The sequence below is a fragment of the Rhodococcus sovatensis genome, from assembly GCF_037327425.1.
In the GTDB taxonomy this organism is placed as follows: Bacteria; Actinomycetota; Actinomycetes; order Mycobacteriales; family Mycobacteriaceae; genus Rhodococcoides; species Rhodococcoides sovatense.
In genome coordinates, this window is the sequence record NZ_CP147846.1 from 4,948,005 (window position 1) to 4,972,273 (window position 24,269).

Genomic DNA, 24,269 nt, shown 5'->3' on the forward strand with positions numbered 1-24,269 from the left:
GGTCTTGTCATGGCATCGCTCGACGAACTTCTCGCACAGATTCCGATTGGCCAGATAGCGTCCAAGCTCGGTGTGGACGAAGAGACGGCCCGGTCCGCCGTCACCCGAGCACTGCCGACACTCGTCGGCGGGCTCGAGGCCAACGCACAGGACCCCGCCGGAGCCGCATCTCTGGAAAATGCTCTGCAGCAGCATAGTTCATCGTCATTGCTGGACGGTGGCATCGACATCGATCAGGTCGACGAGGCCGACGGCGAGAAGATCGTGTCGAATGTGTTCGGAGACAAGAAGACCGATGTAGCGAGCGCGCTCGGTGGTATCAGCGGTGGCGCGGACAGTGGGCTCGTCGCCAAGGTTCTGCCCATTCTGGCGCCGATCGTGTTGGCGTACTTGGCGAAGAGGTTCACCGGAGGTGGGCAAGAGGCAGGTGCACAGGCGTCCGGAGGCGGGCTCGGAGATCTACTGGGCAGCGTGCTCGGCAGCGGCGGATCCGGTGGCTCGGGTGGGCTAGGCGGCGTTCTGGGTGGAATCCTCGGCGGTGGGTCCGGTGGTTCGGGAGGCGGTCTCGGCGACCTGCTCGGCGGGCTCCTCGGCGGCGGCAAGAAGTAGGCGGGTAGCCAGGATCGCGGAACTGGACCGATACAACCATCGGTATCGGTGCCAGTCTTGTTCGCATGGTGTCCACGACTGCAATTGCCGGTGTGTTCGCGGTCGCGTTGGCGATGGTGCTGACTCCCGGACCGAACATGGTGTACCTCGTCTCCCGCAGCATCTCTCAGGGACGAGCCGCCGGACTGGTGTCGCTCGGAGGCGTCGCGCTGGGGTTGGTTGTGTACGTCATTGCAACCAACCACGGCCTGGCGGCGTTGTTCGCGGCCGTCCCGACGCTGTATCTCGTGATCAAGATCGCCGGCGCGTGTTACCTGATGTGGTTGGCGATCTCGGCGGTTCGAGGTTCGACGACGGTATTCGAAGTCACCGGCTTGCAGCAGGATTCGAATCGTCGGCTGTTCACGATGGGACTGTTGACGAACCTGCTGAACCCCAAGATGGCCGTCATGTACATCTCGATCATTCCCCAGTTCGTCGATCCCGCAGCAGGTTCGGTGTTGGTGCAGGGTCTTGTGCTCGGTGGCGTGCAGATTGCCGTCGCGGTGAGCATCAATGCGCTGATAGTGCTGGGTTCAGGCTCCATCGCACAGTTTCTCGCCGTGCGGCCGAGCTGGATCAGAGTGCAGCGATACGTCATGGGAACGGTGCTGGGTCTACTTGCTGTTCGGCTCGCGACCGACGGAAGCCGCCCTGTTCCTGCGTGAAACGTCACTTCTACTTGACCCGTGGACGTACCGATCCGGCTGTCCTATCCTGAGCCGATGAATGTCGCGATTGTCATCTTGATCGTGGTTGTCGGTGTCGTCGCCCTCGTTGCGGCGATCCTGTTCGTGACGCGGACAGTGCTGCGTCGGGTCACTCTGTCGTCCGGGCGGATGATAGCCGAGAACTTCGCCGACAAGGACATCGTTCGATCCGACCCAGCCGCGAACTTCTTCGGCCTCGCATCGAAGGGTGGGCGGCAGGTCCGCGGCAACGGCGCCCTTGTTCTCACCGAGCACGTGTTGTGGTTTCGTCGGATCGGTTCGACGCGTCCTCTCGAAATACCCTTGGCGTCAATCGAGTTGGTGGATATCGTTCGATCGCACGCCGGCAAGTCCGTCGGCCAGGATCTGCTCCGGGTGGGATTCGGTGGCGACTCTGCAGCTTGGTACGTGAACGATCCGCGTTCGTGGATCGACGGTATCAAGCACCAGTAGCTCCAAGCGCCAGTAGCTATCCGCCCGCCTGTACGGAAGCCCGGTACGAACGCCACCCGCCGAAGTCGGTGATGTCCAGCCCTGCTTCTGCAGCCTCGTGTGAACAGCAGAACCCGGTCACCCAACTGCCGTCGGAGAGTTCGATCTTCGTCAAACCCATCGGCACGGGAAGCCCAGCGAGGAATGTCCCGAGGCCGGCCGCCGACATGCGGTACAGCTCGCCTGCGATGGGTGCACCCAGCCCGGGCCCCTGACGGACGAGTCCGGGTTTCGGCGGAGTCGTCCCTAGATCGACGAAGCGGTACGCGTCGGAGGTCAGCGCCTCGCCCAGAAAGCGCGCGCCACGATCGGTGAGCTGATGGTGGACTGGGAATCCCGACAGGTGTGCACCCACGACCAGCACATCCAAGCCTTCGTCGACGAGGACGGGGGCATAGGAGGAGCTGAGCTTGGCTGCAACATCGATCGCGACCTGATCGTGGAACGTCGGAACCACCACCATCACACCGAATGGATTGTTGCCGAGGGTCGAAGCACCCGGCACCGCAACCGCTGCCATGTCCAGCAAGTTGCAGAAGTTGGTGAACGTCCCCAACCGTCGATTGATTCCCAGTGGATCCGCTTGTACAGCAGAGATACTCGGGTGCTCGGTGGTCGTGGGGAGAAGCAATCCGTCGAATCCGTCGAGCAGAACCGACGCACGGCGTTTGCCCTTCGCGATCGTGGACAGGTCGTCGACGTAGCGGTGCGCTGACGGGTCTGCGGCGCCCCGAACTATCTGCGCGACCGTCGGATCCGCCGAAGCAGGATCTCCGGCGAGGAATTCGCCGACCGCCGAGTAGCGCTGCGCAACGATGGCGCCGTCGTACAGCAGGGTAGCCACGTCGAGGAGCGACGAAATATCGACGGGCGCACAGTCGATGCCTTTCGATGCCAACCCGGCCACGGTCCGATCGAACGCGTCTTTGTACTCCGGGCTCAGCGCAGTGAGGTCCTCGGGCCGAGGTATCGCCACTCTCGGAGTCGAGCCGGCCGCGAGTGGCACATCGGCAGGCCACGTACGACTCCGCGGATCGGCGTCGTCGTAACCGGCCATGACTCGGGTGGCACGGGTGGCGGTGTCCAGATCGCCGGCCAGGACCGTCACGCAGTCGTAGTCGGCACAGGCCGGTACGACGCCGGTCGACGGCACAACGCCGAGCGTCGTCTTGACTCCGACGAGCCCGTGGAACGCCGCCGGGACGCGGCCGGAACCGGCTGTATCGGTGCCGATTCCGATGTCGGCGATGCCCAGGGCCACAGCCACTGCTGATCCGGAACTCGAACCACCCGAGACGAGTTCGGGATCCCAGGCGCACCGGACGGCGCCGTACGGGCTGCGGGTGCCGACGAGACCCGTCGCGAATTGATCGAGGTTGGTCTTTCCGAGTATCAGTGCACCGTGCTCGACCAATCTCTGGACAGCTGTGGCAGACACCTCGGGAACATAGGCATACTCCGGGCAGGCCGCGGTGGTGGGTAGTCCCGCTACATCGACGTTGTCCTTGACTGCGACGAGCATTCCCGCCAGCGGGAGTGTGGAATCCAGCGCGTGGGCATCGGCGAGTAGGTCGTCCTCGCTCCGAAGCGTGATCCAGACCTCGGGCCGGTCGACTTCGGCGATTCGTTTGTAGGCCCTACGAACTCGCTCGGTTGCCTCATGCTGCATCGGATCGCTCCTTCTTGGTGAATTCTCCAGCAGCGGACCACGCTGCGCGTTCGGCGTCGAACGCAACCGACTGCACGGCGCGGAACTTCTCGATGGAATCGCTGTTCGCGGCGAGGAACTCGTCGTGCTCGGCGAGGGAGAAGGTTCCGTCCGTGATCTCGACGCCACCGCCCCGCCCGGCCGCAGTGTCGGCCCTCAGATCCAGCAGCTCCTCGGGTGATACGGGGTACCAGGAGATGCGATCGAAGAATCTCAGCAGCCAAGGACTCTCTTTCTCGAAAGAACCACTCTGGTCTGGATACCGGTGATTCCATACCTGCGTGGTGCGGCCGACGAACTGGTATCCGCCTGGCCCCTCCATTCCGTAGATGCACAGGTATGCGCCGCCGATCCCGACTGCGTTCTCCGGCGTCCAGGTGCGGGCCGGGTTGTACTTGGTTGACACGAGCCGATGGCGCGGATCGAGTGGAGTCGCCACGGGCGCGCCGAGATACACGTCGCCGAGACCGAGAACCATGTAGTCCGCTGCGAAGACGGTGTCGAAAACGTCTGCGACGCTGTCGAGCCCGTTCATCCGACGGATGAACTCGATGTTCCATGGGCACCACGGCGCGTCCGAGCGCACACCGTGCATGTACCGGGCGATGGCCTCGCGGGTCGCGGGATCGTCCCAGGACAACGGCATGCGGATGGTACGGGAGGGCACCACCAATTCCGAAGCTGCGGGGAGATCGTCCTCGATCTCGTGCAGCAGTCCCATCAGTGACGTGATGGGCAGTACATCCGGGTCGACCTTGACCTGCAGCGACCGGATGCCGGGTGTCAGATCGAGCAGGCCATGTGGATTCAGCGCGTCGACCCGCTGGTGCAGAGCATGGGCGCGAGCCCGGAGTGCCAGGTCGAGTTTCATGTCTCCGTATTCGACGAGAACGTTGTCGTCGCCGGACCTGCGATACGTCACCGCTGTGTCACCGTCGCGTCGCGCGATCACCCCGTCGTCACCGTCTCCGCCGGAGGAGAAGACGACCGGCAACGACGCTCGGCGCTCCAGCCCCAGTGCGCCGAGCGCAGCGGCGTGTGCGGCCTTCACCGGAACGAATCGGATGGTGTCCCCTGGCTTGAGCTGTCCGAGCTTCCAGCGTTCGGCGGCGACGACCGTCACCGGGCACACGAAGCCCCCGAGGCTCGGGCCGTCGGGACCCAGCAGAATCGGTGTGTCTCCGGTGAAGTCGAGAGCACCGACGGAATACGCGTTGTCGTGAATATTCGACGGGTGCAGGCCGGCTTCGCCGCCGTCCTCTCGGGCCCATTCCGGTTTGGGCCCGATGAGACGTACTCCGGTGCGGTCGGAGTTGAAGTGCACCTCGTAGTCGGTCGAGTAGAGGGTGTCCATGTCGGCGCGAGTGAAGAACTCCGGCGCGCCGTGCGGTCCCTCGGTGACGGCTATGTTCCAATTCCCGCCGTTCGATGTCGAGGGTAGGACCGGACGATGCTCCATGGGGATCGAACGAATGCGATCGGAATCGTGAAGACCTTCGATTTCGAGAATGTCCCCCTCGCCGAGGGTGCCGCCCCGGTACCCGCCGAATTTGCCGAGGGTGAAGGTCGACGCGCTACCGAGGTAGTCCTCGATCTCGATGCTGCCCTGAACCGTCACGTACACACGTAGTCCGGCGCCATGCGTCGGGCCGACGTCCAACACAGCACCTGCAGGAACTACGACAGGACGCCACTGCGGTACGTCCCGACCGTCGATGCGGACCCGAGCGTCGGCGCCGGTGACGCACACGTAGGTGTCGGCGTCGAACGTCAGTGCCGGACCTGACATCGCCGACTCCAGACCCGGCGCCCCCTCGGGATTACCGAGCGCGACGTTGCCGAGACGGAAGGACAGGTCGTCCATCGGCCCCGACGGCGGCACGCCCACCTTCCAATATCCGACGCGTCCAGGCCAGTCCTGGATAGTGGTGAGCATGCCGGGTCGAACCACGGTCATCTTGGTGACGCTCATGATCGGGTCACCACCATCCGTACCGGCGTGGGATCGAATCCATTGCAGGGGTTGTTGATCTGGGGGCAGTTCGACACCAGGACGAGAGTGTCGATCTCGGCTCTCAGTGACAGGGACTTACCGGGTGCCGACAGCCCGTCGACGATGCCGAGAGTTCCGTCGGCGTCCACCGGGACATTCATGAAGAAGTTGATGTTGGACACCATGTCCCGCTTGCCGAGTCCCCACTTGGCGCCTTCGATCAAGAAGTTTTCCACGCACGCGTGCTGGTGTTTGGTGTGGTGGCCGTAGCGCAGTGTGTTCGATTCCTGCGAGCAGGCGCCACCGACGGTGTCGTGGTTGCCGACCTCGTCGGCGACGATCGTCATCAGCGGTGTCGAGTCATCGCTCAGCAGAATGCTTCCGGTGGTGAGAAACAGGTTGCGCTGCGCGGCGATCGTCGCACTGGCGGAGTAGCGGACAGCGTGATCCTGCGCCGAGTACACCAGCGTGTCGACGGCCTGGTTTCCGTGGAGGTCGATGATCGTCAGTACGTCACCGGCCGCCACGACGGTGGACCAGGATGCACGCGCATCGGCGCACTGGTCGAGAATGATCGTGTCGAGTGTCGTTGTCATCGGGTGCCTTTCAGGCCGGAATTCCACGTAGACTCGGTATTCCAGACTGCGCGTTGGTATTCGGGTTCGGTGTTGGGCAGGTCCGCCAACTCCTCGGTGGCATCCCAGGCCAGCACGTCCAGCGCGGTGGTGTCGAAGGTCCGGGATGGATCGAGTGGATGAGCGGTGTTGGCGAGCAGTACGACGACCGGGAGATGGATCAGTAGGTCGATCTCTGCCCCTGCGCCTGCGGTGCCGGTGCTCATCAATGAGCCCTCGGACTCGACGCGTACCCCGTGGAAGAACGAGATCGACGGTGGAAGATCCCGTGGTTCGAGGCCGTTCTTCGCTGCGGCGACAGTGAACAGTTCCCGTCCAGCCGGCGACGTGGAATGCAATGCGCCGCTTCCGTATTTCGCGGCGTTCGACTTCGCGGAGGTAGTGCCGCACAAGGCGTCGTGGTGTCCGGAACTGTCGGCGACGACGGTGGCGAGCACCCGGCCCTGATCGGACAGCAGAGGATGTCCGACGCCGAGGTATGCCTGCCACGGAACCTTGACGGTGTCGGCGGCGTTCAGGCGCTCCCACGGGGCATCGGCGCGGTAGAGCAGGATGTTCGCGCAGGCGTTGCCGTCGACGTCGCGTAGCCGGAGCCTGGTTCCTCGGGACAGGACCATGGTGGTGTACCGGCCGCCGGGAACGGTGTCGGCGAAGGTGAGTCGATCGACGCCGTCGGGCGGGGTGGGGCCGTCGATGGCGATGGCCTGGGACCTGGCGTGTTCTTTGGCTGCCTGTGTGGTTGCAGTGCTCATGCGTTGGTGCTTTCTTGTCGTGACGAAGGAGCGTGCGGATGAGCGGTTGCTGGCCGTGGGTGGGTCTTTCCGCGGGGGAAGCAGGCGATACCCACGACGATGACGGCGAGGACCGTCAATGGTGCAGCCCACAGCAGGACCGGGTAGTCACCGGTGGGATCGAAGATCTCGGCCCGAGGCCAGGACAGGTTGACCACCATCAGGCCGCCGTAGAGGACGGCAGCGACGTTGACGGGGATGCCGAGCCAGCCGAGGGTGAAGAGCTTTTTGCCCTCGGCGTCCACCTGGACTCCCCCGTGAGGCCACCCTTTCAGTCGTTGGAAGAGAAGGGGAACCGTCACCATCATGTAGGCGAGGTAGATCAGCACGATGCACACGCTGGTGAGCGTCGTGAACAGCGCGGCGTTGCCGAGGTTGACGACCAACACTGCGACGCAGGCGAGTCCGATGAGAACCGAAGGGGCGATAGGAGTTCCGGTCTTCGAGTTGATCTTGGACAGTACCTGTGAGGCGGGGAGTCTTCCGTCGCGAGCCATCGAGAACATCAGCCTCGATGCGGCCGTCTGAATGGCCAACGTGCAGATGAAGACTGCGATTGCGACATCGATCAGCAGCACCGTCCCCCATGGCGAGGTGAGGATCGAATCGATCACGTACGGGAGGCCGAGCGTCGCGAGGTTTCCGTCGGTCAGTGACGGAGCCGCCATGAGTGCGCCGACGATCATCAGACCGCCACCGAGCGCGGATGCGGACAGTGCCAGGCGGATGGTGCGAGGTGCGACGCGACGCGGGTTGTGGGTTTCCTCGGCAAGTTCACCCGCGGAACCGAAACCGACCATGACGTAGGCGGCCATGAGGCCCGAGACTATCCATGCCCAGATGTATCCGGGTTCTGCGCCAGCGGCTCCGGTGTCGAGTACCACCTGCGGTCCGCGTTGGGCGTGGGTGAAGAAGACTGCAACCAATGCGATGACACCGACGATCTCGCACGTGACGCCGATGCTGTTGATGCGCGACATCCAGTTGACGCCGATCGAGTTGATGGTCGTCGTGGCGACGAGCAAGACGGACCCGAGAATTACGGCGTTGGTGGCTCCGCTCGGCGAGGTGAGTGCCGGATCGTCGCCGACGATCTGAAATCCGCTCCAGATGCTGGGAAGGACCACCTGTAGGGCGATTGCCGCAGCCGATGCGGTCACGACCTGCGCGATGATCATGAACCAGCCGGCGAACCAACCGACGATCTCACCGCCCATGCGTCGGGACCACTGGTAGATGGCTCCCGAAATCGGATATCGCGCCGCAAGTTCCGCGAAGTTGAGGGCGACCATGAACTGGCCCAGGAACACCAACGGCCAGGTGAAGAAGAAGGCCGGGCCGCCGAAGCTGAATCCGAGAGCGAAGAGCTGGAAGATTGTGGTGAGGATCGATACGAACGAGAAGCCTGCGGCGAACGATGCGAACTTGCCGAGCGAACGGTGCAGTTGCTGTTCGTATCCCAGCTCGGCGAGATCCGACTGGTCGCTGGAGACCGGTGCCGGTGAACCCTCGTGCGCGGGCAGAGTAGTCGAGCTCATGTGCGTCTCCTGGAAGGAAGAAGAGATGACCGCCCGTCTGCGCTGCCGGTGCGGGGTTTCTGTCAGTCGATAGTTTTCCGTGTCGACAGATCCCGTGGGTGACGCTCGTGTATCGAACAGTGGCGTCTGTGAAACAACTGTGTTTCCTCTATTTCTATCAAGTGACAGAAACTTCACCGTCTGCTTTTCGATGCCAGGATGGACACCATGACGACCGCAGGCCGACCGAGGCTCAGTACGAAGAAGCGGCCGGGAGAGACGGCTCGCGAGGAAATCCTCGACGCTGCTGCGGAGCTGTTCACCACCCGCGGGTTCACCAATACCTCGACGCGGATGATCGCCGAGGCTGTCGGAATGCGTCAGGCATCGCTGTATCACCACTTCGCCAACAAGGACGAGCTGCTCGACGCGCTGCTGAGCGGGACCGTCGATCATCCGCTGGCCGTCGCGCAGTCCATCCGCGGTTCGGATGCACGACCCGAGGTGAAGATGTATGCGCTCGCACTGTTCGACGCCGGTCAGCTGGGACGATCCACCTGGAATCTTGGTGCGCTCTATCTACTGCCGGAGCTACGCAACGAGCGGTTCGAAACCTTCCGGGCACACCGCCACGCACTGATGGACCTGTATGCCTCGATCGCTGCGGAAGTGCTCGACGGGACGGTTGGCGCTGTCCCGGGTACGGAGGATCTGCCGTTCCGATTGGTGGAGACAGTCGTCAATGGGCGGGCCGATGCCGAAAGCGGTCGCCCCTCGCCTGCCGGGGACTATGCCCGCGTGGTGGCCGAGGCGGCCGTGCGCGCCCTCGGGTGGACAGGGTCGGTGGCCGAGTTGCACGCGGAGGCGGTGACGTTCTCGGAGGGCATACTTGCGTGGTGACCGAACATACTGACTGGGCTGAGAACCCGTCGATCGATGGCTAAGAAGAACCAGCAGCAGCCCGTAGGACCCGTTGCCGGTGTGTACGAGATCGACACCGGCACCTGTGCGCTCGTTCGCGACACGTTGACCGCCGACGGGTGGATCATCGAGGTCAACGGTGTCCCGAGTTCGCACATCGACGTCGACGACCCGACCCAACTCGACTTCGAGTACATGCGCTGGATCGCGGGACTCGTTCGGCATCATAAATTTCCGGGTCCGCGGTTGCGGGCGCTGCATCTCGGCGGTGGCGCGTGCACTCTCGCTCGTTACTTCGCGTCGGTATACCCCGACGCTAGGCAGGTCGTCGTCGAATTGGATGGCGCGCTGGCCCAACTCGTTCGCGAATGGTTCGACCTACCCCGCGCGCCGTTGCTTCGCATCCGGGTGGGGGAAGCGCGCGCCGTCACCGAGACACTGACCGAGGACAGCCGCGATCTCGTCATCCGTGATGTGTTCGCCGGAGCGCTCACTCCCGGTCCGCTGCTGACACTCGAATTCACCGAGCATGTCCGACGCGTTCTCGCGCCGGGTGGCATCTACGTCGTCAACTGCGGAGACACCCGCGATCTGACGCTGGCGAAGCGTGAGGCAGCGACGATCGGCAGCATCTTCCCGTACCTGTCGATCATCGCTGATCCGGCGATGTTGAAGGGGCGACGCTACGGCAACGTGGTCATCGCAGGGAGTGATGTTCCTCTGGGCGAGGATCCTGCGCTTGCTCGCGAACTGCTCGGCGGCGGTGTGCCGGCGCAAGTGTGGTCGGACGAGCGGGTACGCACTTTCGCGCGAGATGCGAAACCCCTACGAGATACTTGATCCGCACAGCCGTTTCGCGCATAGGGTGGAAGGGTCAACCCCCGATCGCGAATGTTGCAGAAGGATACGAACAATGGCGCTCATCGCTCTGCTCGATTTGAAGTTCAAGCCCGACATGCTCGACGACGCCAAGGTGGTACTCGCCAAAGTCCTCGCCGATACCCGGGCTTTCGATGGCTGCCAGGGAGTCGACGTGCTCGTCGATGCCGACGACGAGACGCATTGGATCGCCTACGAGCGTTGGGAATCCGCAGAGGCGGACGCGAAGTACCGCGAGTTCCGTGCCGGAGAAGGCAAGGTCACCGAGCTCGGCCCACTGCTCGCCGGTGCCCCCGGACTGAGCAAGTTCACCGTGGCCGATGTATGACGGCGTCTCGACAGTGACGGCTTCCGAAGGGTGACTGGCTTCTACACGGGCCTGCCTGTGTAAAAGCCCTGCACCATGTCGAATCCCAGTTCGGCCGCGACGCGCAGTTCGGCCTCGGTCTCGACGCCTTCCATGATGAGCGTCGAGCCGATGTCGCGGGCGAACGCCGCAAGGGCTGCAGCAGCGGCCCGGCGCGCCGGATCCTTGTCGATTCCGTGCACGAGCGCGTAGTCGATTTTCAGCGTGTCCGGTTTCAGTTCGACGACCTGACGCAGACCGGAGAATCCGGCGCCGACGTCGTCGACCGAGATCTTGACACCGGCGCCGCGCATGGATTCGACGGAGCGGGCGACTGATCGATAGTCTTCGACGCGTTCGTGTTCGGTGATTTCGAGGTACAGGGTTCGTGTCGCGAGGTGTGGTGAGAGCCGTGTCATCAGATCGGTCGAGCGAATGGTTTCGGCCGATGCATTGATCGAGACGAAAGCCGAGGCGGGCAGCGTGCCCATGGTGGCGAGCGCAACGTCGATCGCGGCGAGTTCGAGTCGGGGCCCGACGCCGGCCCGGGTGGCGTCACGAAACCAGATCATCGGCGATCCGTGACCGAACGGGAATCGCGAAAGTGCTTCGTATCCGACCACTTCGGAAGTGAACGTGTCACAGATCGGTTGGAACGCTACGGTAGGGCCGCCGCTGTCGAGCAGCGCTTGGATTCGGTCCCGAACAACGAGCGGATCTGGTACGTGCCTCGGGTGTGCATCGTGCTGCGGAGTCTTGTGGCGATACAGGTCGATGTCGGCGACCGCGATGAGTCGGCGCAGGAGCGCACCGGTGGTGTCTCCCCGGATCAGCGTGTCCCCGGCGGAACCGGCGCTGGTAGTGACGGGCGGGCCGCTGAATGATTCCTCGAGCGCGCCGCGAATTCGAAGCTCCGCATCGCTGACCTCGGATTGTGTTCCGAGGTGAACGCAGACGAATTCGTCGCCGCCGAGGCGTGAGACCACGGAGTTCTCGGATGCGGCGTGCAGCAGGCGTTCGGCTACTTCGACGAGCACGGCATCGCCGGTCGGGTGACCGTATCGGTCGTTGATCGACTTGAAGGCATCGATGTCGATGACGACGACTCCGACTGCGCGTGCTTCCGCCCCGAGACCGGCACCTACCCGATTGAACTGCTCGACCATATCGAACAGTCCTCGACGATTCCACAGTCCTGTCAGCGGATCACGTAGCGCGCCCCGAGCGCGTTCGCGGAGGTAGCGGATATACGGGCGTAGGGCGAAGGGAGTGACGAACAACGTAGCGATAGTGACCACGCGGGAGGCGACCGACCACGGGTCTTCGCTCGATTGCACGGCCAGGCCAGCCAGAGTCAGCAGCATTGTCACGGACACGATCAGATGAGCGGTCACCACTTTCGGCGGTGTCGACACGATCGCAAAGACAGCCACTATCGAGAACATGGCACAGCCCGGCATGGCTTCGAAGCTGGATTCGAACATTGCCAGCACGAAGACGATTCCGAGATCGGCCCACAGCACGTACATACTCGCGAGCCGTCGACTCGGCCACGGCCTGAAGAACCACAGCAAAGCAACCGGGATCGTCGACGACGCCGCGAGCCCGACCAGAACGGACGCGATCGGGCCCAATTGACCGGACGGAATCATCAAGAGCCCCGACGCACCGAAGGCCAGCGTCAGCAGCCCGACGATCACCCGGCCCCGCAGTTCGCTTTCGGGGGCGAGCACGCCCGCTTGTTCGATGTCGAAGGTGTTGATGCCGTACGGATTGGATTTGTGAGGTGCAGGGTGAGAACCACCGACCGTGGTGGAACTGGTCGACGCTAGGTCCTCCGCCACACCGGACCCTCTCTACGCGGAACGCTCATCTCCACCCGTGACATCACTGCAGCAGGCGTTGATGTGCTCGTTCGTGGGCCCCGACCTGCGTCCTAGTCGACCCTGCCGCAGACCCTACCAGCGGAAAGGTCGACCGATCTGTGCTTTCGGGGCAGCGGGATCGAACCCGACGCTAGTCCGTGCCCGACTCGATGGCTGCGTGATCCAAGGCGTCGGAGTTGATTTGCGAGCCCTCTGCACTGCCTGCCGCGATCGCTGCCGCACCTCCAGGAGGAAGATCGCCGATGAGTTCGCCCCACGCGGTGAGCTGCTGCTGGGCGGCATACTGCTCGAGCTTGCTGCGGGAATCGGCGATGTCGAGGTTGCGCATGGTGAGCTGGCCGATGCGATCACCAGGGAAGAACGCCTGGTCTTTGGCACGTTCCATCGACAGCTTTTCGGGGTGATAGCTGAAGTTCGAGCCCGTGGTGTCGACGATGGTGAAGTCCTGGCCGCGCCGCAGACGGACGGTGACGCTTCCGCTGACGACGTTGCCGACCCACCGCTGCAGCCCCTCACGCAGCATCAGGGCCTGCGGATCGAACCAGCGGCCCTCGTACAGCAACCGGCCGAGTCGTCGTCCCTCGTTGTGGTACGACGCAACGGTGTCCTCGTTGTGGACGGCGTTGAGGAGGCGCTCGTAGGTGATGTGCAGCAGGGCCATTCCAGGCGCCTCGTAGATGCCGCGGCTCTTGGCCTCGATGATGCGGTTCTCGATCTGATCCGACATGCCGAGTCCGTGCCGGCCCCCGATGGTGTTGGCCTCCATGACCAGGTCGACGGCACTGTCGAATCTCGTGCCGTTGATGGCGACCGGGCGTCCACGCTCGAATTCGACGGTGACGTCCTCGGTCTCGATGGCCACCTCGGGGTCCCAGAAGCGGACTCCCATGATGGGGCTGACGATCTCGAGCGAGGTGTCGAGGTACTCGAGGCTCTTGGCTTCGTGCGTAGCGCCCCAGATGTTGGCGTCGGTGGAGTACGCCTTCTCGGCGGAATCACGGTAGGGAAGGTCGTGCTCGGTGAGCCACACCGACATCTCGTGACGGCCGCCGAGTTCGCTGACGAACGCCTTGTCCAGCCACGGCTTGTAGATCCGAAGTTCGGGATTGGCGAGTAGGCCGTAGCGGTAGAACCGCTCGATGTCGTTGCCCTTGTAGGTGGATCCGTCACCCCAGATGGACACACCGTCCTCGGCCATCGCGCGGACCAGCATCGTGCCGGTGACAGCGCGACCGAGCGGGGTCGTGTTGAAGTACGTCTGGCCCGACGACCGGATGTGGAACGCGCCGCACGTCAGCGCAGCCAGGCCCTCCTCCACCAGCGGTTCGCGGCAGTCGACCAGACGGGCCTGCTCGGCACCGTAGGCGCGGCCGCGCGCTGGAACGTCGGAGAGATCCGGTTCGTCGTACTGCCCGATGTCTGCGGTGTAGGCGTACGGGACAGCGCCGCGTTCGCGCATCCACGCCACCGCGACGGAGGTGTCGAGACCGCCGGAGAATGCGATGCCGATGCGTTCACCGACGGGAAGTTCATGCAGTACCTTCGTCACGCGAGCATGGTATCCGCTCGGTCACTGAAGAAAGAAAACGGTGTCCGCTAGCCTCATGCCGTTCACCTGGATCTCCAAGGCGTGCTCACCCGGGTAGTAGCGCCGAGTTGTAATGGGCCGGAACGAATGTGTACGCGTGAGGGTCTCCCGCGCGCCCGGCTCGAGTGTCCTCGTCGTCAGCTTGAACACCTTGGGGCTTCGAGTGCCGTTGGCGCGGACGTGGTGGATGACGTAGTCGACCGCGACGGGCAGCGGCAATGCGGTGGTGTTCGCGAGTTCGAACGTGAACGTCGTGCTCCCGCCCATTGCCACCCGCTGTGGAGACATCGTCGGCGTCGTGGCGACGACGCCGACGGGTGCTGTGAAACCGAGCAACGACAGGGCGCCCTGGTCACCGTTCTTGATCAACGTCCTCAGGGCATGCCTGACGAGCTTCGGTGTGTTCGCGTCCGGCGCAGAGGACCATTTTCGGGCCTGTTCGACGACGTGCTCAGGGTCGGTTCGGCTCAGATCGTTGAGGTGATTGGCGACGGATCGGCGAACATACTCGGATTCGTCACGGTAGAGCGCATCGAGGATGTCGGTGGTGGCGTCGGGTCGAGCGGTGAGAGCCGTGACCCGTCTGGCCCACGGCAGGAACGGGCGGGTCCCCTCGGACGCGAGCCGTCGAACGTGCTCATCCTCGTGCGTCGTCCATTCGAGGGCTGTGCGGAGGGTGCGATCCAAGTCGGCGTCCAGGAACGTACGGATCGCGAACTCACCGGTCAAGCGCGAGGTGAGCTCGGCGAGAAGCGCGAGCCCCGAATCGAATTCGGCCGTTCCCTGGGCTGTGGCCCGTACTGCAAGGGCTTCGCTGACGGGCCAGATCATCCAGCCGGTGAAACTCTTCTTGCGCAGTGCCGTCCGGATCTTCTTCTCGAACTGCGCGTACGTCGGCGGAAGCTCGCGCAGTAGTGCATCGCGAACCAATCGGGTTCGACCGCTCAGGCTCAGACCCATGAACTCTGCAGCGGTAGAAGCAGTCTCGGGCATCGTGCCGCCGAAACATGCGACCAAGTCGTCGACGACCGAGGGGCCGAGAAGTTCATCCGCAGTAGGCACGTCAGACCATGTCCTTCTTGGTGAGCCAGCGCAGTATGGGCCATCCACAGAACACCGGCAACCAGCAGGTGAGCACGCGGTAGAGCAACACCGACGGCACTGCGATGCTCGCGGGTAGACCGAACGCGGCGAGTCCACCGATCAAAGCGGCTTCGACGGCTCCGACGCCGCCCGGGGTCGGAGCTGCGGACGCGAGCGTTCCACCGATCATCGTGACGACGGTGACCGTCACGAACGTGGTGCCACCGCCGAATGCTTCGATGCTGGCCCACAGCGCTAGCGCAGCGCCGAGAGTGGTTGCTGCGCAGCCGAGAACGATGATCGCAGATCGTATGGGGTCTTTCGCGAGATCGCCGAGCTCAGCGAAGACCTCCTTGAGTTGAGGTCGCACGGCATTGCGCAACCAGTGGCGAAGCGTCGGCACGAACATGAAGGTTCCCACTATGCCGAGCGCGACACCCGCGATGAGATACAGCACCGTCGGGTCGGGTACGAAATGGCCGAGATCCGCCGAGGTGCCCGCCACGATGGAGAAGAAGATCAACAGGCTGAGATGGGTGATCACCTGGACCGACTGTTGCAGCGCTACAGCGGCGGTCGCACGTACGGCACCGACGCCGCCCTTCTGCAGGAATCGGACGCTGAGGGCGAGGCCGCCGACCCCGGCAGGCGTCGTCGTCGCGGCAAACGTGTTGGCCACCTGCATGATCGTCAGATTGCGGAAGCTCACCAAACCTGAGGCGCACGCCCACAACGCAGCAGCGGCGCCGATGTAGGTCAACGCCGAGACCGCGAGACCGAGGAGTGCCCACCACCAGTTGGCGGTCTGCAACTCCGTCACGAATGTCGGCACCGCACTGATGAACGGATACGCCACGTAGACGAGACCGATCAGCAGCACGAGCTGGATGATCTGGTTGCGGGTGAATCGAGTGACCTGTTCGATCTCGATCTTCTCGGTGCCGGTCTGAGTCACGACCTCCTCGCGGACCGCCTTCATGACGACCTTGCCGTCGGGCACCGACGCCAGCACACGCGTCGGAATCGCCGTCGTGGTCAGTCGTCCGGCAGCGGTGATCACGGTGTCCTCGCCGAGGGTGTCGATCGCGATGCGGACGGCGCGTTCCTTCCCGAACAGTGCCGAAGTGGAGAGCAACAGCTGTGCGACATCCGATTGCATCTGGGCGTCCGACGCACCGAGTTCGGCGTTGGAGAAGCCGCCGAACAGGGCCTTGCCGTCGTCGTTGCGCAATTCGGCGCTGCGCAGATCACCGTGGGAGATCTGGTAACCGTGCAGCGTCTGAAGTCCGTTCCAGATGCTGGTGGCCAGGGAATCCGGTGTCGATTCGTCGACCGCTGTTCCGCGAGGCGCGGTGTGTGCGAACAGTGCCCACCCTCGCTCGAGCGCGGACACGGCAAGTGGTCTGCTGCTCGCAACACCGAGGTCACCTATCGCAATACCCATCAGCGCCCGATGCTCGACGGCTCGGCGCATCGACGCATGCAGCGGGGCACTTTCACTGTTGCGGAACGAGAGCCAACGCCACACCTGTCGTAGAGCGCCGCCGCTGCGCTGGTTCTGTCCGTACATCTCGACGATGACCTCGGGCTCGGGTCCTTCGGCCTTCGCGGACAGCACCAACGGTCCAGGGCCCGCGGGCTTGAGTACGTGGAACGAGGTGACGGTGTGGCCGCGCTTGGCCAGCAGCCGCACGGCAGCGTCGAGCGGGACCTCGAGCGCCGGGGTGCCGACGACGAGCACGATCAACGCGCCCACACACCAGCCCACCGACAGCCCGAGCAACGATCGAGCGGGGACGACGGTACTGACGAACAGATGGATCGGAACGAACGCCAGCAGGAGGAACCACCACACGCGACGCCAGCGGGCAGGTAGCCAAGGCCCCGAGACCGTCAGCACGGCGGCGAGCATCGCGATCCAACGGGAATCGTCGAGGAACTGAGACAGGAATGTGTCGAGTCTGTCCGGCACGTCGAGGTGCCATTCGGGCGTCGAAATGCCGGTTCCGGTGATCGAGAGGGCGAGGCCTGCAATGAGGCCGGCGGCAGCGTAGCCCGCCAGCAGTTTCCACTGACGCCCCGCGATGAGCCCGATGAGGATGCCGAACGGCAGAGCCAGTATCGCGATGCCGTACAGGAGGTAGACGAGATTGGACTGGTCCGGGCTGAGTACTCCGACGATGTTCGAGACCGAGGTCTCGAGCGCGTCCCACTGGTTGCGCGTGACGAGCGAACCAGCGATAACGGCTGAGAGGAGGAGTGCGGACGAAACGACACGCAGGATGTCGCTCGTGCGCCGCACGAGCGGCTGCAGCAGACGTCCCGTGACCGGAATGTCTCGCCCGTCGACTCGCATGATGTGTCGTTCTTTCGGTTGTTCCTACTTGCGCCGATCGACGCGCAAGGGTCAACCTACCGCTTCAGGCGTCTGTTCAACTCGTTCCGCACCGCGGGCCATTCGGATTCGATGATGGAGAACACGACGGTGTCGCGCAAGGAACCGTCGGGCATGCGTTGGTGATTGCGTAGGATCCCATCCTGTTTCGCGCCGAGGTGCGCAATTGCCGTCCGGGACTGCATGTTCATCCAGTGCGTACGGAATTCGACTGCAATGCACTGTAATTGCTCGAACGCGTGGGTCAGCAGTAACAATTTGCTGGCGGTATTGGTGCCGCTGCGATGCGCCGAAGTTGCATTCCAGGTCGAACCGATCTCGACGCGACGGTGTGCCGCATCTGCGTTCATGTACGTGGTCATACCGATGATCTGCCCGGTGTCGTTCCGTCGAACGGTGAACGGCAACATCGATTGCGCGTGTAGAAGGCCGAGCCGCCGGTCGATCTCGGCGGCCATGTTCTCGGGGCGAGGTACGGACGTGTACCAGAGGTTCCACAGCTCACCGTCGCGGGCGGCGTCGCACAATCCTTCGAGGTGGTCGTGGCTCAGCGGTTCCAGCGTCACGACGTCGTTGGCCAGGGTCACCGGCTGCAGAAAGGTCACGTCGGTGACGATACGTCAGTGTTGGCCGCTACAGCTGGGCTGTGGGCTCTGTCGTCCGCACGCATCAGCAACACGATGGCGGCCGCGGTCACGGCCACGAGCGTCGCCAGGATCCCGACGACGCTGTGGAACGCGTCGGCGTATTGATGTGGATGTCCGGCGATGCCGGCTGCAGTGGCCTCGGCGTCCGGGTCGGCGGGCATGCGAGTCGTGACGAGATATGTCAGCAGCCATGCGTAGCCGGCGACGAGAACCGCTTCGCTGCCGATGCGGAAGAGGTTGAGAACGCCTGCGGCGGTGCCGCTGCTGTGCGCCGGAACTGCCGCGAGCGCCTCCCCGTCGACGAGCCCGATGGGGAGTCCGAATCCGATTCCTACGAGTGCCATCGGGATGACGATCAACCACAGGGAGCTTGCGGGGGTCAGCGCAAGCATGCCGAGGTCGCCGACGACGAGCGCGGCAAGACTGAAGTAGACGACCGTCGTAGGGGTCGTTCGCCCGGACGTGACGAGCTTGGCGACCACGGCAGGGGCGAGGAGTACCGGTGTCGTCATGGCCAACATCAACAAGCCCGCCGAGGTGGGATCCATGGATGCGATGCCACTCAGCGCGTTCGGCAGGTAGGTCAGCAGAGTCACGAATCCGATCGCGCCCGCGACTGGCACCAAGCAGAGCCCGAGGAACTTCCTGTTTCGTAGCAGGGTGAGGTCGAGGAGAGCGGATACGCCGGTGTTGGCTGCTTCATCTCGCGGTTGTTTGTGTTGGGGCAATGTCAGTGACCCGAGGAATGCGCATGCGAGTATCAGCGCTTGCGCGAGAAAGACTCCGAGCCAACCGATTGCGCCGACGAGTAGTCCCGCGATCGTCGGTCCGAGTGCCAGTCCGAGGCCGTTGACCGTCCCGAAGGCCGCGAAAGCCCTGGCCCGTGCAGCGCCCGAGTAGGTATTGGACAGGATCGAGGTCGATCCGACGAGGACCGCGGCGGCGCCGATTCCTGCGAGAACGCGCGCGCCGTCGAGGAAGAGCATGTTCGGCGCGAGCGCGCTGGCAACTCCGGCGAGACCGGTTACCGCGATACCGATACGGAACGAGATCTTGTGGCCGATGCGGTCGGAGACAGCGCCCCACACGATTGTGAACAGGGCGAACGCAAGGTTGAAGCCATTGACGACCCACTGCAGCGGGCCGGGGCTCTCGCCCAGGTCGGCGGCGATCTGTGGCAGCGCTATGGCAGTGCCCGCTATCGACATCGGGATCACGAACTGTGCCACGAGAACTACGGGCAGGGTGTTGCTGGAGCGCATCGAGTCCCCCTAGGTACGATGAATGTCGTATCTAGAACAGCAGAAATAGAGGTACGATGCAAGTCGTACCTCTGTGGAGTGCGGGACGGAGTGAAGTGGCAGACGAGAACGGGCACCCCGAGGTGTCGGAGATGGAGCTCGGCAAAGTGATGGCTGCATTGGCCGATCCGCTGCGCAGAAGGGTCATCACGGAACTCGTCGGCGACGACGACGGCGCCGAGCGTACATGTATGTCTTTCGAACTAGGAGTGACGAAATCGACTTTGACACACCATTTTCGGGTACTCCGCGAAGCCGGATTGGTGTTCCAGGTCGACCGTGGTAACAGTCGAAAGGTGACCTTGCGCCGGCCCGAGTTGAACGAACGATTCCCCGGTCTGCTCGATTTGATCGCGAACGAGAGCTGAGTGCAGCATCGTCCGCACGGCAGGCATGATGGTCGGCGTGCCCGCTGTGATCCGACGTCGACTCACGTCGATGCACATGTTCGGGGCCGTGTTGGTGGCGGCGATGCTGTTTCAGCAGCCGTTGGTCGAGCTGGTCAACGCCAGTCCGGCTCTCCAGACCGCCGCGACCGTCTTCACCGGGGTGTTCGTACAGGCGACACCGTTTCTGGTGCTCGGCGTTCTGATCAGCGGGGCGATCGCGGCGTTCGTGTCTCCGCGGGTGTTGCGTGCAGTACTGCCTAAGCGCGAATCGGTAGCGGTCGGTGTGGCTGGTCTGGCGGGGGCGGCTCTGCCGGGGTGTGAATGTGGGGCCGTGCCGGTTGCGCGGCGACTGATGGATCAGGGCGCGCCGAGCGCTGTGGCGGTCACGTTTCTGCTGTCCGCTCCGGCGATCAACCCCGTTGTCCTGGTCTCCACCGCCGTTGCCTTTCCCGGTGAGCCGAGGATGGTCGTGGCTCGGCTGGTCGGCTCGCTCGCGACTGCGTGGGTCATGGGTTTGCTCTGGTCCCGGTTCGGGCGGACCGAGTGGATCACTGCCCGATTGAGCAACCACGATTCCAACCCGGACGGTTCCCGATGGACGGTGTTCACCGAGTCCGCTCGTCACGATCTGTTGCAGGCCGGGTCGTACCTGGTCCTCGGAGCCGCTGCCGCGGCGGCGCTGCACGTGGTGGTGCCGCCGTGGATCTATGAACACCTTGCTGGACAGATGCTCCTTGCCATCCTCGTTATGGCGCTTCTGGCGTTGGTTCTGGCGTTGTGCTCGGAGGCCGACGCTTTCGTAGCGGCGAGTATCTCGATGCTGCCATTGCTGCCGCGACTTGTGTTTCTGGTGGTCGGGCCCGCGGTGGACGTCAAGCTCATCGCCATGCAAGCGGGCAGTTTCGGCCGGGGCTTCGCGGCCCGGTTCGCCCCGCTCACCTTCGTCGTCGCGATCGTGTGTGCGTGTGCCGCCGGTTATCTCGTGCTCGGCGGTATCCGGTGAACCGCGAAACCGCCAACGTTCTGCTTCTGCTGGTCGGTGGGACGCTGATCAAGATCGCCGCCGACGGCAGCTACGTTCGCTACGTCAAACCTGGTCTCCTGCCGTATCTGTTGGCCTCGGCCCTGGTCATCGTCGTTCTGGCGGTGGCCGCGATCGCCGCTGATGTGCGTCGTGGACAGGCCGCCGATGACGGACATGCAGACGGGCACCGGCACAGCACCAGGCCTTATTGGATGCTGTTGGTGCCGGCAGCGGTGATCCTGTTCGTGGCGCCGCCCGCGATCGGGGTTTCATCGGTTGGGCCATCGACGGCGCAGCAAACAATGGCAGCGCCGGAGAAGTCGGCGTTTCCGCCACTCCCGGACGGCGCCGCACCGGAACTATCGCTCCTCGATCTCATCGGACGGGCAGCCCGCGATTCGACCGGCAGTCTCGACGGCCGCGAGATCACCACCACCGGCTTCCTGGTCGCGACGAGTGACAATGCTGACAATGCTGACTTCGACCTGGCCCGGGTGCTGATCATTTGTTGTGCCGCCGACGCTCGCACCATCCGGGTCCACCTCGGCGGCAATCTCGGCGGGAATTTTGGCAGCATCCCCGACGGGACCTGGCTCTCGGTCACTGGGGTGGTGTTGCCAGGCTCAGCCGACGCCGAAACCAACTACACACCGACCCTCACGGTCACGGACGTAGTGCGTATCCCTGCCCCGGCCAACACGTACGCGTACTGATCTCGCACGTGCACGGTCGATGCCCCCAACTAGTGCACCGACGAATACAGTTGTCGCAAAGACCCAATGAGGTAGTGCCCGATTTTCCGAGGAGTGATGACCATGGCGTTTCCGATCATTGTTGCGAAGGTGGTATCGACGGTGGTGACAGGTGCTGTCGGCGTCGCTGCGTACAACGGGGCCAAGAAGTTGTACGACAATGCTCCCGTTCGCAAGGTTGCTGTCTCCGCGACCGAGGTCGGTCTGCGTGCAGCACGGAAAGCCGAAGTGCACGCAGAATCGGCACGTCTTGCGGTATCCGACGTCGTAGCCGAAGCGCGCGATCGACTGGGTGAAGAGGTACCCCCGCCGGTCGTGTCCGAGACCGGCCACGGACACTCACACTGAGCTCGGGCGTTCGCACCGATATGACGACGCTGACCGTGAGTGACGTGCCTTCTCCGGAGCAGGTGGCCCTGCCGGACGGGTTCGAGATCCTCTCCGATGGCGCCGGACGTATCCGGTTGCGCGTCGATTGGCTCAGATCGAGCCCCGGTCGCGCAGTGGCTGTCGAAGATCACGTGGACAAGATCCGCGGAGTGCGTGCCGTACACGTATATCCGCGGACGGCGTCCGTCGTCGTCTGGTACTCGCGCACCCGCTTGAACCGCGCAGAGCTGTACGACGCGGTGAATGCCGGCCGTGCCACGGACTGGGCTCTTGTGCCCACGCGGAGCCCTCGTTCCGCCGACGTCACCAACGGCGACGTGTTGCGCATGACCATAGGCGGCGCTGCGCTTGTCTTACTGGGCTTGCGCCGCTACGCATTCCGGCGACCCCCCATTCTGGGACCGACCAGCCGCGTCGTCGCCACCGGAGCCACCATTTTCACCGGTTATCCCTTCCTTCGAGGCGCACTGCGTTCGTTGGCCGGAAACCGTTCCGCAGGTACCGATGCCCTTGTCAGTGCAGCAACCGTGGCATCTCTCGTTCTCCGTGAGAACGTTGTGGCTCTGACAGTGTTGTGGCTGCTCAACATTGGCGAGTACTTGCAGGAGTTGACGCTCAAACGCACTCGCCGCGCGATTTCCGATCTGCTCACCGGGACCCAGGACACCGCGTGGATTCGGCTGCCCGACGGGTCCGAGATCTCGGTGGACATCGATCGTCTCGAGATCGGCGACGAGGTTGTCGTGCACGATCACGTCGGGGTTCCCGTCGATGGAACAGTCGTCGACGGTGATGCCGTGGTCGACCAGTCCGCGATCACCGGTGAAACACTCCCCGTTTCCATCGTTGCCGGTGACCGTATTCACGCCGGTTCGGTGGTGGTCCGCGGCCGCATCGTCGTCCGGGCATCCGCGGTCGGTCGTGACACCACCATCGGGCGCATCATTTCCCGCGTCGAGGAGGCGCAGGAAGACCGCGCACCGATTCAGACGGTCGGCGAGAACTTTTCACGTCGTTTCGTGCCCGCGTCGTTCATTCTGTCGGCGCTGACGCTCGTGGTCACTCGTGATGTCCGGCGGGCCATGACGATGCTGCTGGTTGCATGCCCGTGCGCGGTGGGTCTGTCGACACCGACCGCTATCAGTGCTGCCATCGGAAACGGTGCGCGCCGGGGCATTCTCATCAAGGGCGGTTCGCACCTCGAGCAGGCAGGGCGGGTCGATGCATTCGTCTTCGACAAGACTGGCACGTTGACCGTCGGGCGTCCGGTGGTCACCAATGTCGTTTCTTTCCAGGATGATTGGGAGCCAGAGCAAGTGCTCGCGTATGCGGCGAGCTCGGAGATTCACTCACGGCATCCGTTGGCCGAAGCTGTGATTCGCAGTACCGAGGCACGACACATCACCATTCCCCCGCACGAGGAGTGTGAGGTTCTCGTCGGTCTGGGGATGCGGACTGTTGCTGATGGACGGACGCTGCTGCTGGGCAGCCCATCGCTGCTACGGAGTGAGCAAGTCGAGGTGTCGGAGAAGGCGGCGGAGTGGGTCTCGCGGCTGCAACGTGAAGCGGAAACGCCATTGTTGCTGGCGGTCGATGGGGTTCTTGTCGGGTTGATCAGTCTGCGGGACGAGGTGCGGTCCAACGCTTTGGCGGTACTGGAGGCGTTGCGTGCCGATGGTGTCGAACGGATCGTCATGCTCACCGGGGATCATCCCGAGACCGCTGCCGCGGTGGCCGCCGAGCTCGGGATCGAGGAGTGGCGGGCCGAGGTGATGCCGGACGGCAAGCTCGAAGCCGTGCGTGAACTGCAGTCGGCGGGATACGTCGTTGCGATGGTCGGCGATGGAACCAACGATGCACCGGCCCTTGCGGTGGCGGACATCGGTATCGCGATGGGTCTTGCCGGCACCGATGTCGCTGTCGAGACGGCAGATGTCGCGCTCGCGAGCGATGATCTCGAACGCCTGCTCGATGTCCGCGACCTCGGGCGGCACTCGGTGTCGGTGATCCGGCAGAACTACGGAATGTCGATCGCAGTGAACGCGGTTGGACTGCTCGTCAGTGCGGGCGGTGCGCTGTCGCCGGTGTTGGCTGCGATCCTGCACAACGCGTCCTCGGTTGCGGTGGTCGGTAACAGTTCACGTCTGATCCGGTACCGCCTCTGACCGGTCTGG

General features: G+C 63.8%; 22 protein-coding genes. 11 read left to right on the forward strand and 11 right to left on the reverse strand.

Going from position 1 to position 24,269, the window contains the following annotated elements; translation table 11 throughout:
* The first annotated feature begins 9 nt into the window (after positions 1-9).
* The 3 genes from WDS16_RS23045 (at position 10) to WDS16_RS23055 (ending at position 1,811) form a co-directional block, all read left to right on the forward strand.
* Entirely contained in the window at positions 10-609 is a 600-nt protein-coding gene (locus WDS16_RS23045) for a DUF937 domain-containing protein (RefSeq protein ID WP_338888023.1), read from the forward strand.
* A 65-nt stretch (positions 610-674) separates the two neighbouring features.
* Complete coding sequence (locus WDS16_RS23050; RefSeq protein ID WP_338888024.1) at positions 675-1,316, forward strand: LysE family translocator; 642 nt, start codon at positions 675-677, stop codon at positions 1,314-1,316.
* A gap of 57 nt (positions 1,317-1,373) precedes the next feature.
* Positions 1,374-1,811, forward strand: a complete 438-nt coding sequence (locus WDS16_RS23055; RefSeq protein WP_338888025.1) for a hypothetical protein — start codon at positions 1,374-1,376, stop codon at positions 1,809-1,811.
* A gap of 16 nt (positions 1,812-1,827) precedes the next feature.
* Here WDS16_RS23055 and atzF read toward each other — a convergent pair whose 3' ends face one another.
* Genes atzF through WDS16_RS23080 form a run of 5 tightly spaced genes read right to left on the reverse strand, consistent with a single transcriptional unit; the run spans position 1,828 to position 8,515 of the window.
* The gene (gene atzF, locus WDS16_RS23060) at positions 1,828-3,519 is read right to left on the reverse strand and encodes an allophanate hydrolase (RefSeq protein WP_338888027.1); all 1,692 of its coding nucleotides are present in this window, start codon (positions 3,517-3,519) and stop codon (positions 1,828-1,830) included.
* Positions 3,509-5,530 (reverse strand): 5-oxoprolinase/urea amidolyase family protein, encoded by a 2,022-nt coding sequence (locus tag WDS16_RS23065; RefSeq protein WP_338888028.1) that lies wholly within the window; start codon positions 5,528-5,530, stop codon positions 3,509-3,511. The genes atzF and WDS16_RS23065 overlap by 11 nt, the downstream gene beginning before the upstream one ends.
* Positions 5,527-6,147, reverse strand: coding sequence for an urea amidolyase associated protein UAAP2 (locus tag WDS16_RS23070; protein ID WP_338888029.1), 621 nt, complete (start codon positions 6,145-6,147; stop codon positions 5,527-5,529). The genes WDS16_RS23065 and WDS16_RS23070 overlap by 4 nt, the downstream gene beginning before the upstream one ends.
* Positions 6,144-6,938, reverse strand: a complete 795-nt coding sequence (locus WDS16_RS23075; protein ID WP_338888031.1) for an urea amidolyase associated protein UAAP1 — start codon at positions 6,936-6,938, stop codon at positions 6,144-6,146. The genes WDS16_RS23070 and WDS16_RS23075 overlap by 4 nt, the downstream gene beginning before the upstream one ends.
* Positions 6,935-8,515 carry an amino acid permease gene (locus tag WDS16_RS23080; RefSeq protein WP_338888033.1) on the reverse strand — a complete coding sequence of 527 codons (1,581 nt, stop codon included), beginning with the start codon at positions 8,513-8,515 and terminating at the stop codon, positions 6,935-6,937. The genes WDS16_RS23075 and WDS16_RS23080 overlap by 4 nt, the downstream gene beginning before the upstream one ends.
* A gap of 207 nt (positions 8,516-8,722) precedes the next feature.
* Here WDS16_RS23080 and WDS16_RS23085 point away from each other — a divergent pair, with 207 nt between their 5' ends.
* The 3 genes from WDS16_RS23085 (at position 8,723) to WDS16_RS23095 (ending at position 10,622) form a co-directional block, all read left to right on the forward strand.
* Positions 8,723-9,394, forward strand: a complete 672-nt coding sequence (locus tag WDS16_RS23085) for a TetR/AcrR family transcriptional regulator (RefSeq protein WP_338888035.1) — start codon at positions 8,723-8,725, stop codon at positions 9,392-9,394.
* 36 nt (positions 9,395-9,430) lie between these two features.
* Positions 9,431-10,255 (forward strand): fused MFS/spermidine synthase, encoded by an 825-nt coding sequence (locus WDS16_RS23090; RefSeq protein WP_338888036.1) that lies wholly within the window; start codon positions 9,431-9,433, stop codon positions 10,253-10,255.
* A gap of 73 nt (positions 10,256-10,328) precedes the next feature.
* The gene (locus WDS16_RS23095; RefSeq protein WP_338888038.1) at positions 10,329-10,622 is read left to right on the forward strand and encodes a putative quinol monooxygenase; all 294 of its coding nucleotides are present in this window, start codon (positions 10,329-10,331) and stop codon (positions 10,620-10,622) included.
* A 41-nt stretch (positions 10,623-10,663) separates the two neighbouring features.
* On the opposite strand, the gene WDS16_RS23100 is transcribed toward WDS16_RS23095, so the two are convergent.
* From WDS16_RS23100 to WDS16_RS23125, 6 genes are all read right to left on the reverse strand, one after another.
* Positions 10,664-12,484: an EAL domain-containing protein gene (locus tag WDS16_RS23100; RefSeq protein WP_338888040.1), complete on the reverse strand. Its 1,821-nt coding sequence runs from the start codon at positions 12,482-12,484 to the stop codon at positions 10,664-10,666.
* A gap of 172 nt (positions 12,485-12,656) precedes the next feature.
* Positions 12,657-14,075 (reverse strand): argininosuccinate synthase, encoded by a 1,419-nt coding sequence (gene argG, locus WDS16_RS23105; RefSeq protein ID WP_338888042.1) that lies wholly within the window; start codon positions 14,073-14,075, stop codon positions 12,657-12,659.
* A gap of 21 nt (positions 14,076-14,096) precedes the next feature.
* On the reverse strand, positions 14,097-15,176 hold the full coding sequence (locus WDS16_RS23110) for a DNA alkylation repair protein (RefSeq protein ID WP_338888044.1): 1,080 nt from the start codon (positions 15,174-15,176) through the stop codon (positions 14,097-14,099).
* A 1-nt stretch (position 15,177) separates the two neighbouring features.
* On the reverse strand, positions 15,178-17,553 hold the full coding sequence (locus WDS16_RS23115; protein ID WP_338888046.1) for a lysylphosphatidylglycerol synthase transmembrane domain-containing protein: 2,376 nt from the start codon (positions 17,551-17,553) through the stop codon (positions 15,178-15,180).
* A 56-nt stretch (positions 17,554-17,609) separates the two neighbouring features.
* Positions 17,610-18,197 carry a GNAT family protein gene (locus WDS16_RS23120; RefSeq protein WP_338888047.1) on the reverse strand — a complete coding sequence of 196 codons (588 nt, stop codon included), beginning with the start codon at positions 18,195-18,197 and terminating at the stop codon, positions 17,610-17,612.
* Positions 18,194-19,501: an MFS transporter gene (locus WDS16_RS23125; protein WP_338888049.1), complete on the reverse strand. Its 1,308-nt coding sequence runs from the start codon at positions 19,499-19,501 to the stop codon at positions 18,194-18,196. The genes WDS16_RS23120 and WDS16_RS23125 overlap by 4 nt, the downstream gene beginning before the upstream one ends.
* Before the next feature lie 95 nt (positions 19,502-19,596).
* On the opposite strand from WDS16_RS23125, the gene WDS16_RS23130 reads away from it, so the two are divergent.
* From WDS16_RS23130 to WDS16_RS23150, 5 genes are all read left to right on the forward strand, one after another.
* A complete protein-coding gene (locus tag WDS16_RS23130; protein WP_338888050.1) occupies positions 19,597-19,908 on the forward strand; it encodes an ArsR/SmtB family transcription factor in 312 nt (103 codons plus the stop codon).
* A gap of 28 nt (positions 19,909-19,936) precedes the next feature.
* Positions 19,937-20,932 carry a permease gene (locus WDS16_RS23135; RefSeq protein ID WP_338893579.1) on the forward strand — a complete coding sequence of 332 codons (996 nt, stop codon included), beginning with the start codon at positions 19,937-19,939 and terminating at the stop codon, positions 20,930-20,932.
* Positions 20,929-21,666 (forward strand): TIGR03943 family putative permease subunit, encoded by a 738-nt coding sequence (locus WDS16_RS23140; protein ID WP_338888052.1) that lies wholly within the window; start codon positions 20,929-20,931, stop codon positions 21,664-21,666. Before WDS16_RS23135 ends, WDS16_RS23140 begins: the two co-directional genes overlap by 4 nt.
* Before the next feature lie 102 nt (positions 21,667-21,768).
* On the forward strand, positions 21,769-22,053 hold the full coding sequence (locus WDS16_RS23145; protein ID WP_338888054.1) for a DUF1490 family protein: 285 nt from the start codon (positions 21,769-21,771) through the stop codon (positions 22,051-22,053).
* Positions 22,054-22,097: 44 nt separating this feature from the next.
* Positions 22,098-24,260, forward strand: a complete 2,163-nt coding sequence (locus WDS16_RS23150; RefSeq protein ID WP_422395705.1) for a heavy metal translocating P-type ATPase — start codon at positions 22,098-22,100, stop codon at positions 24,258-24,260.
* Positions 24,261-24,269: the final 9 nt, after the last annotated feature.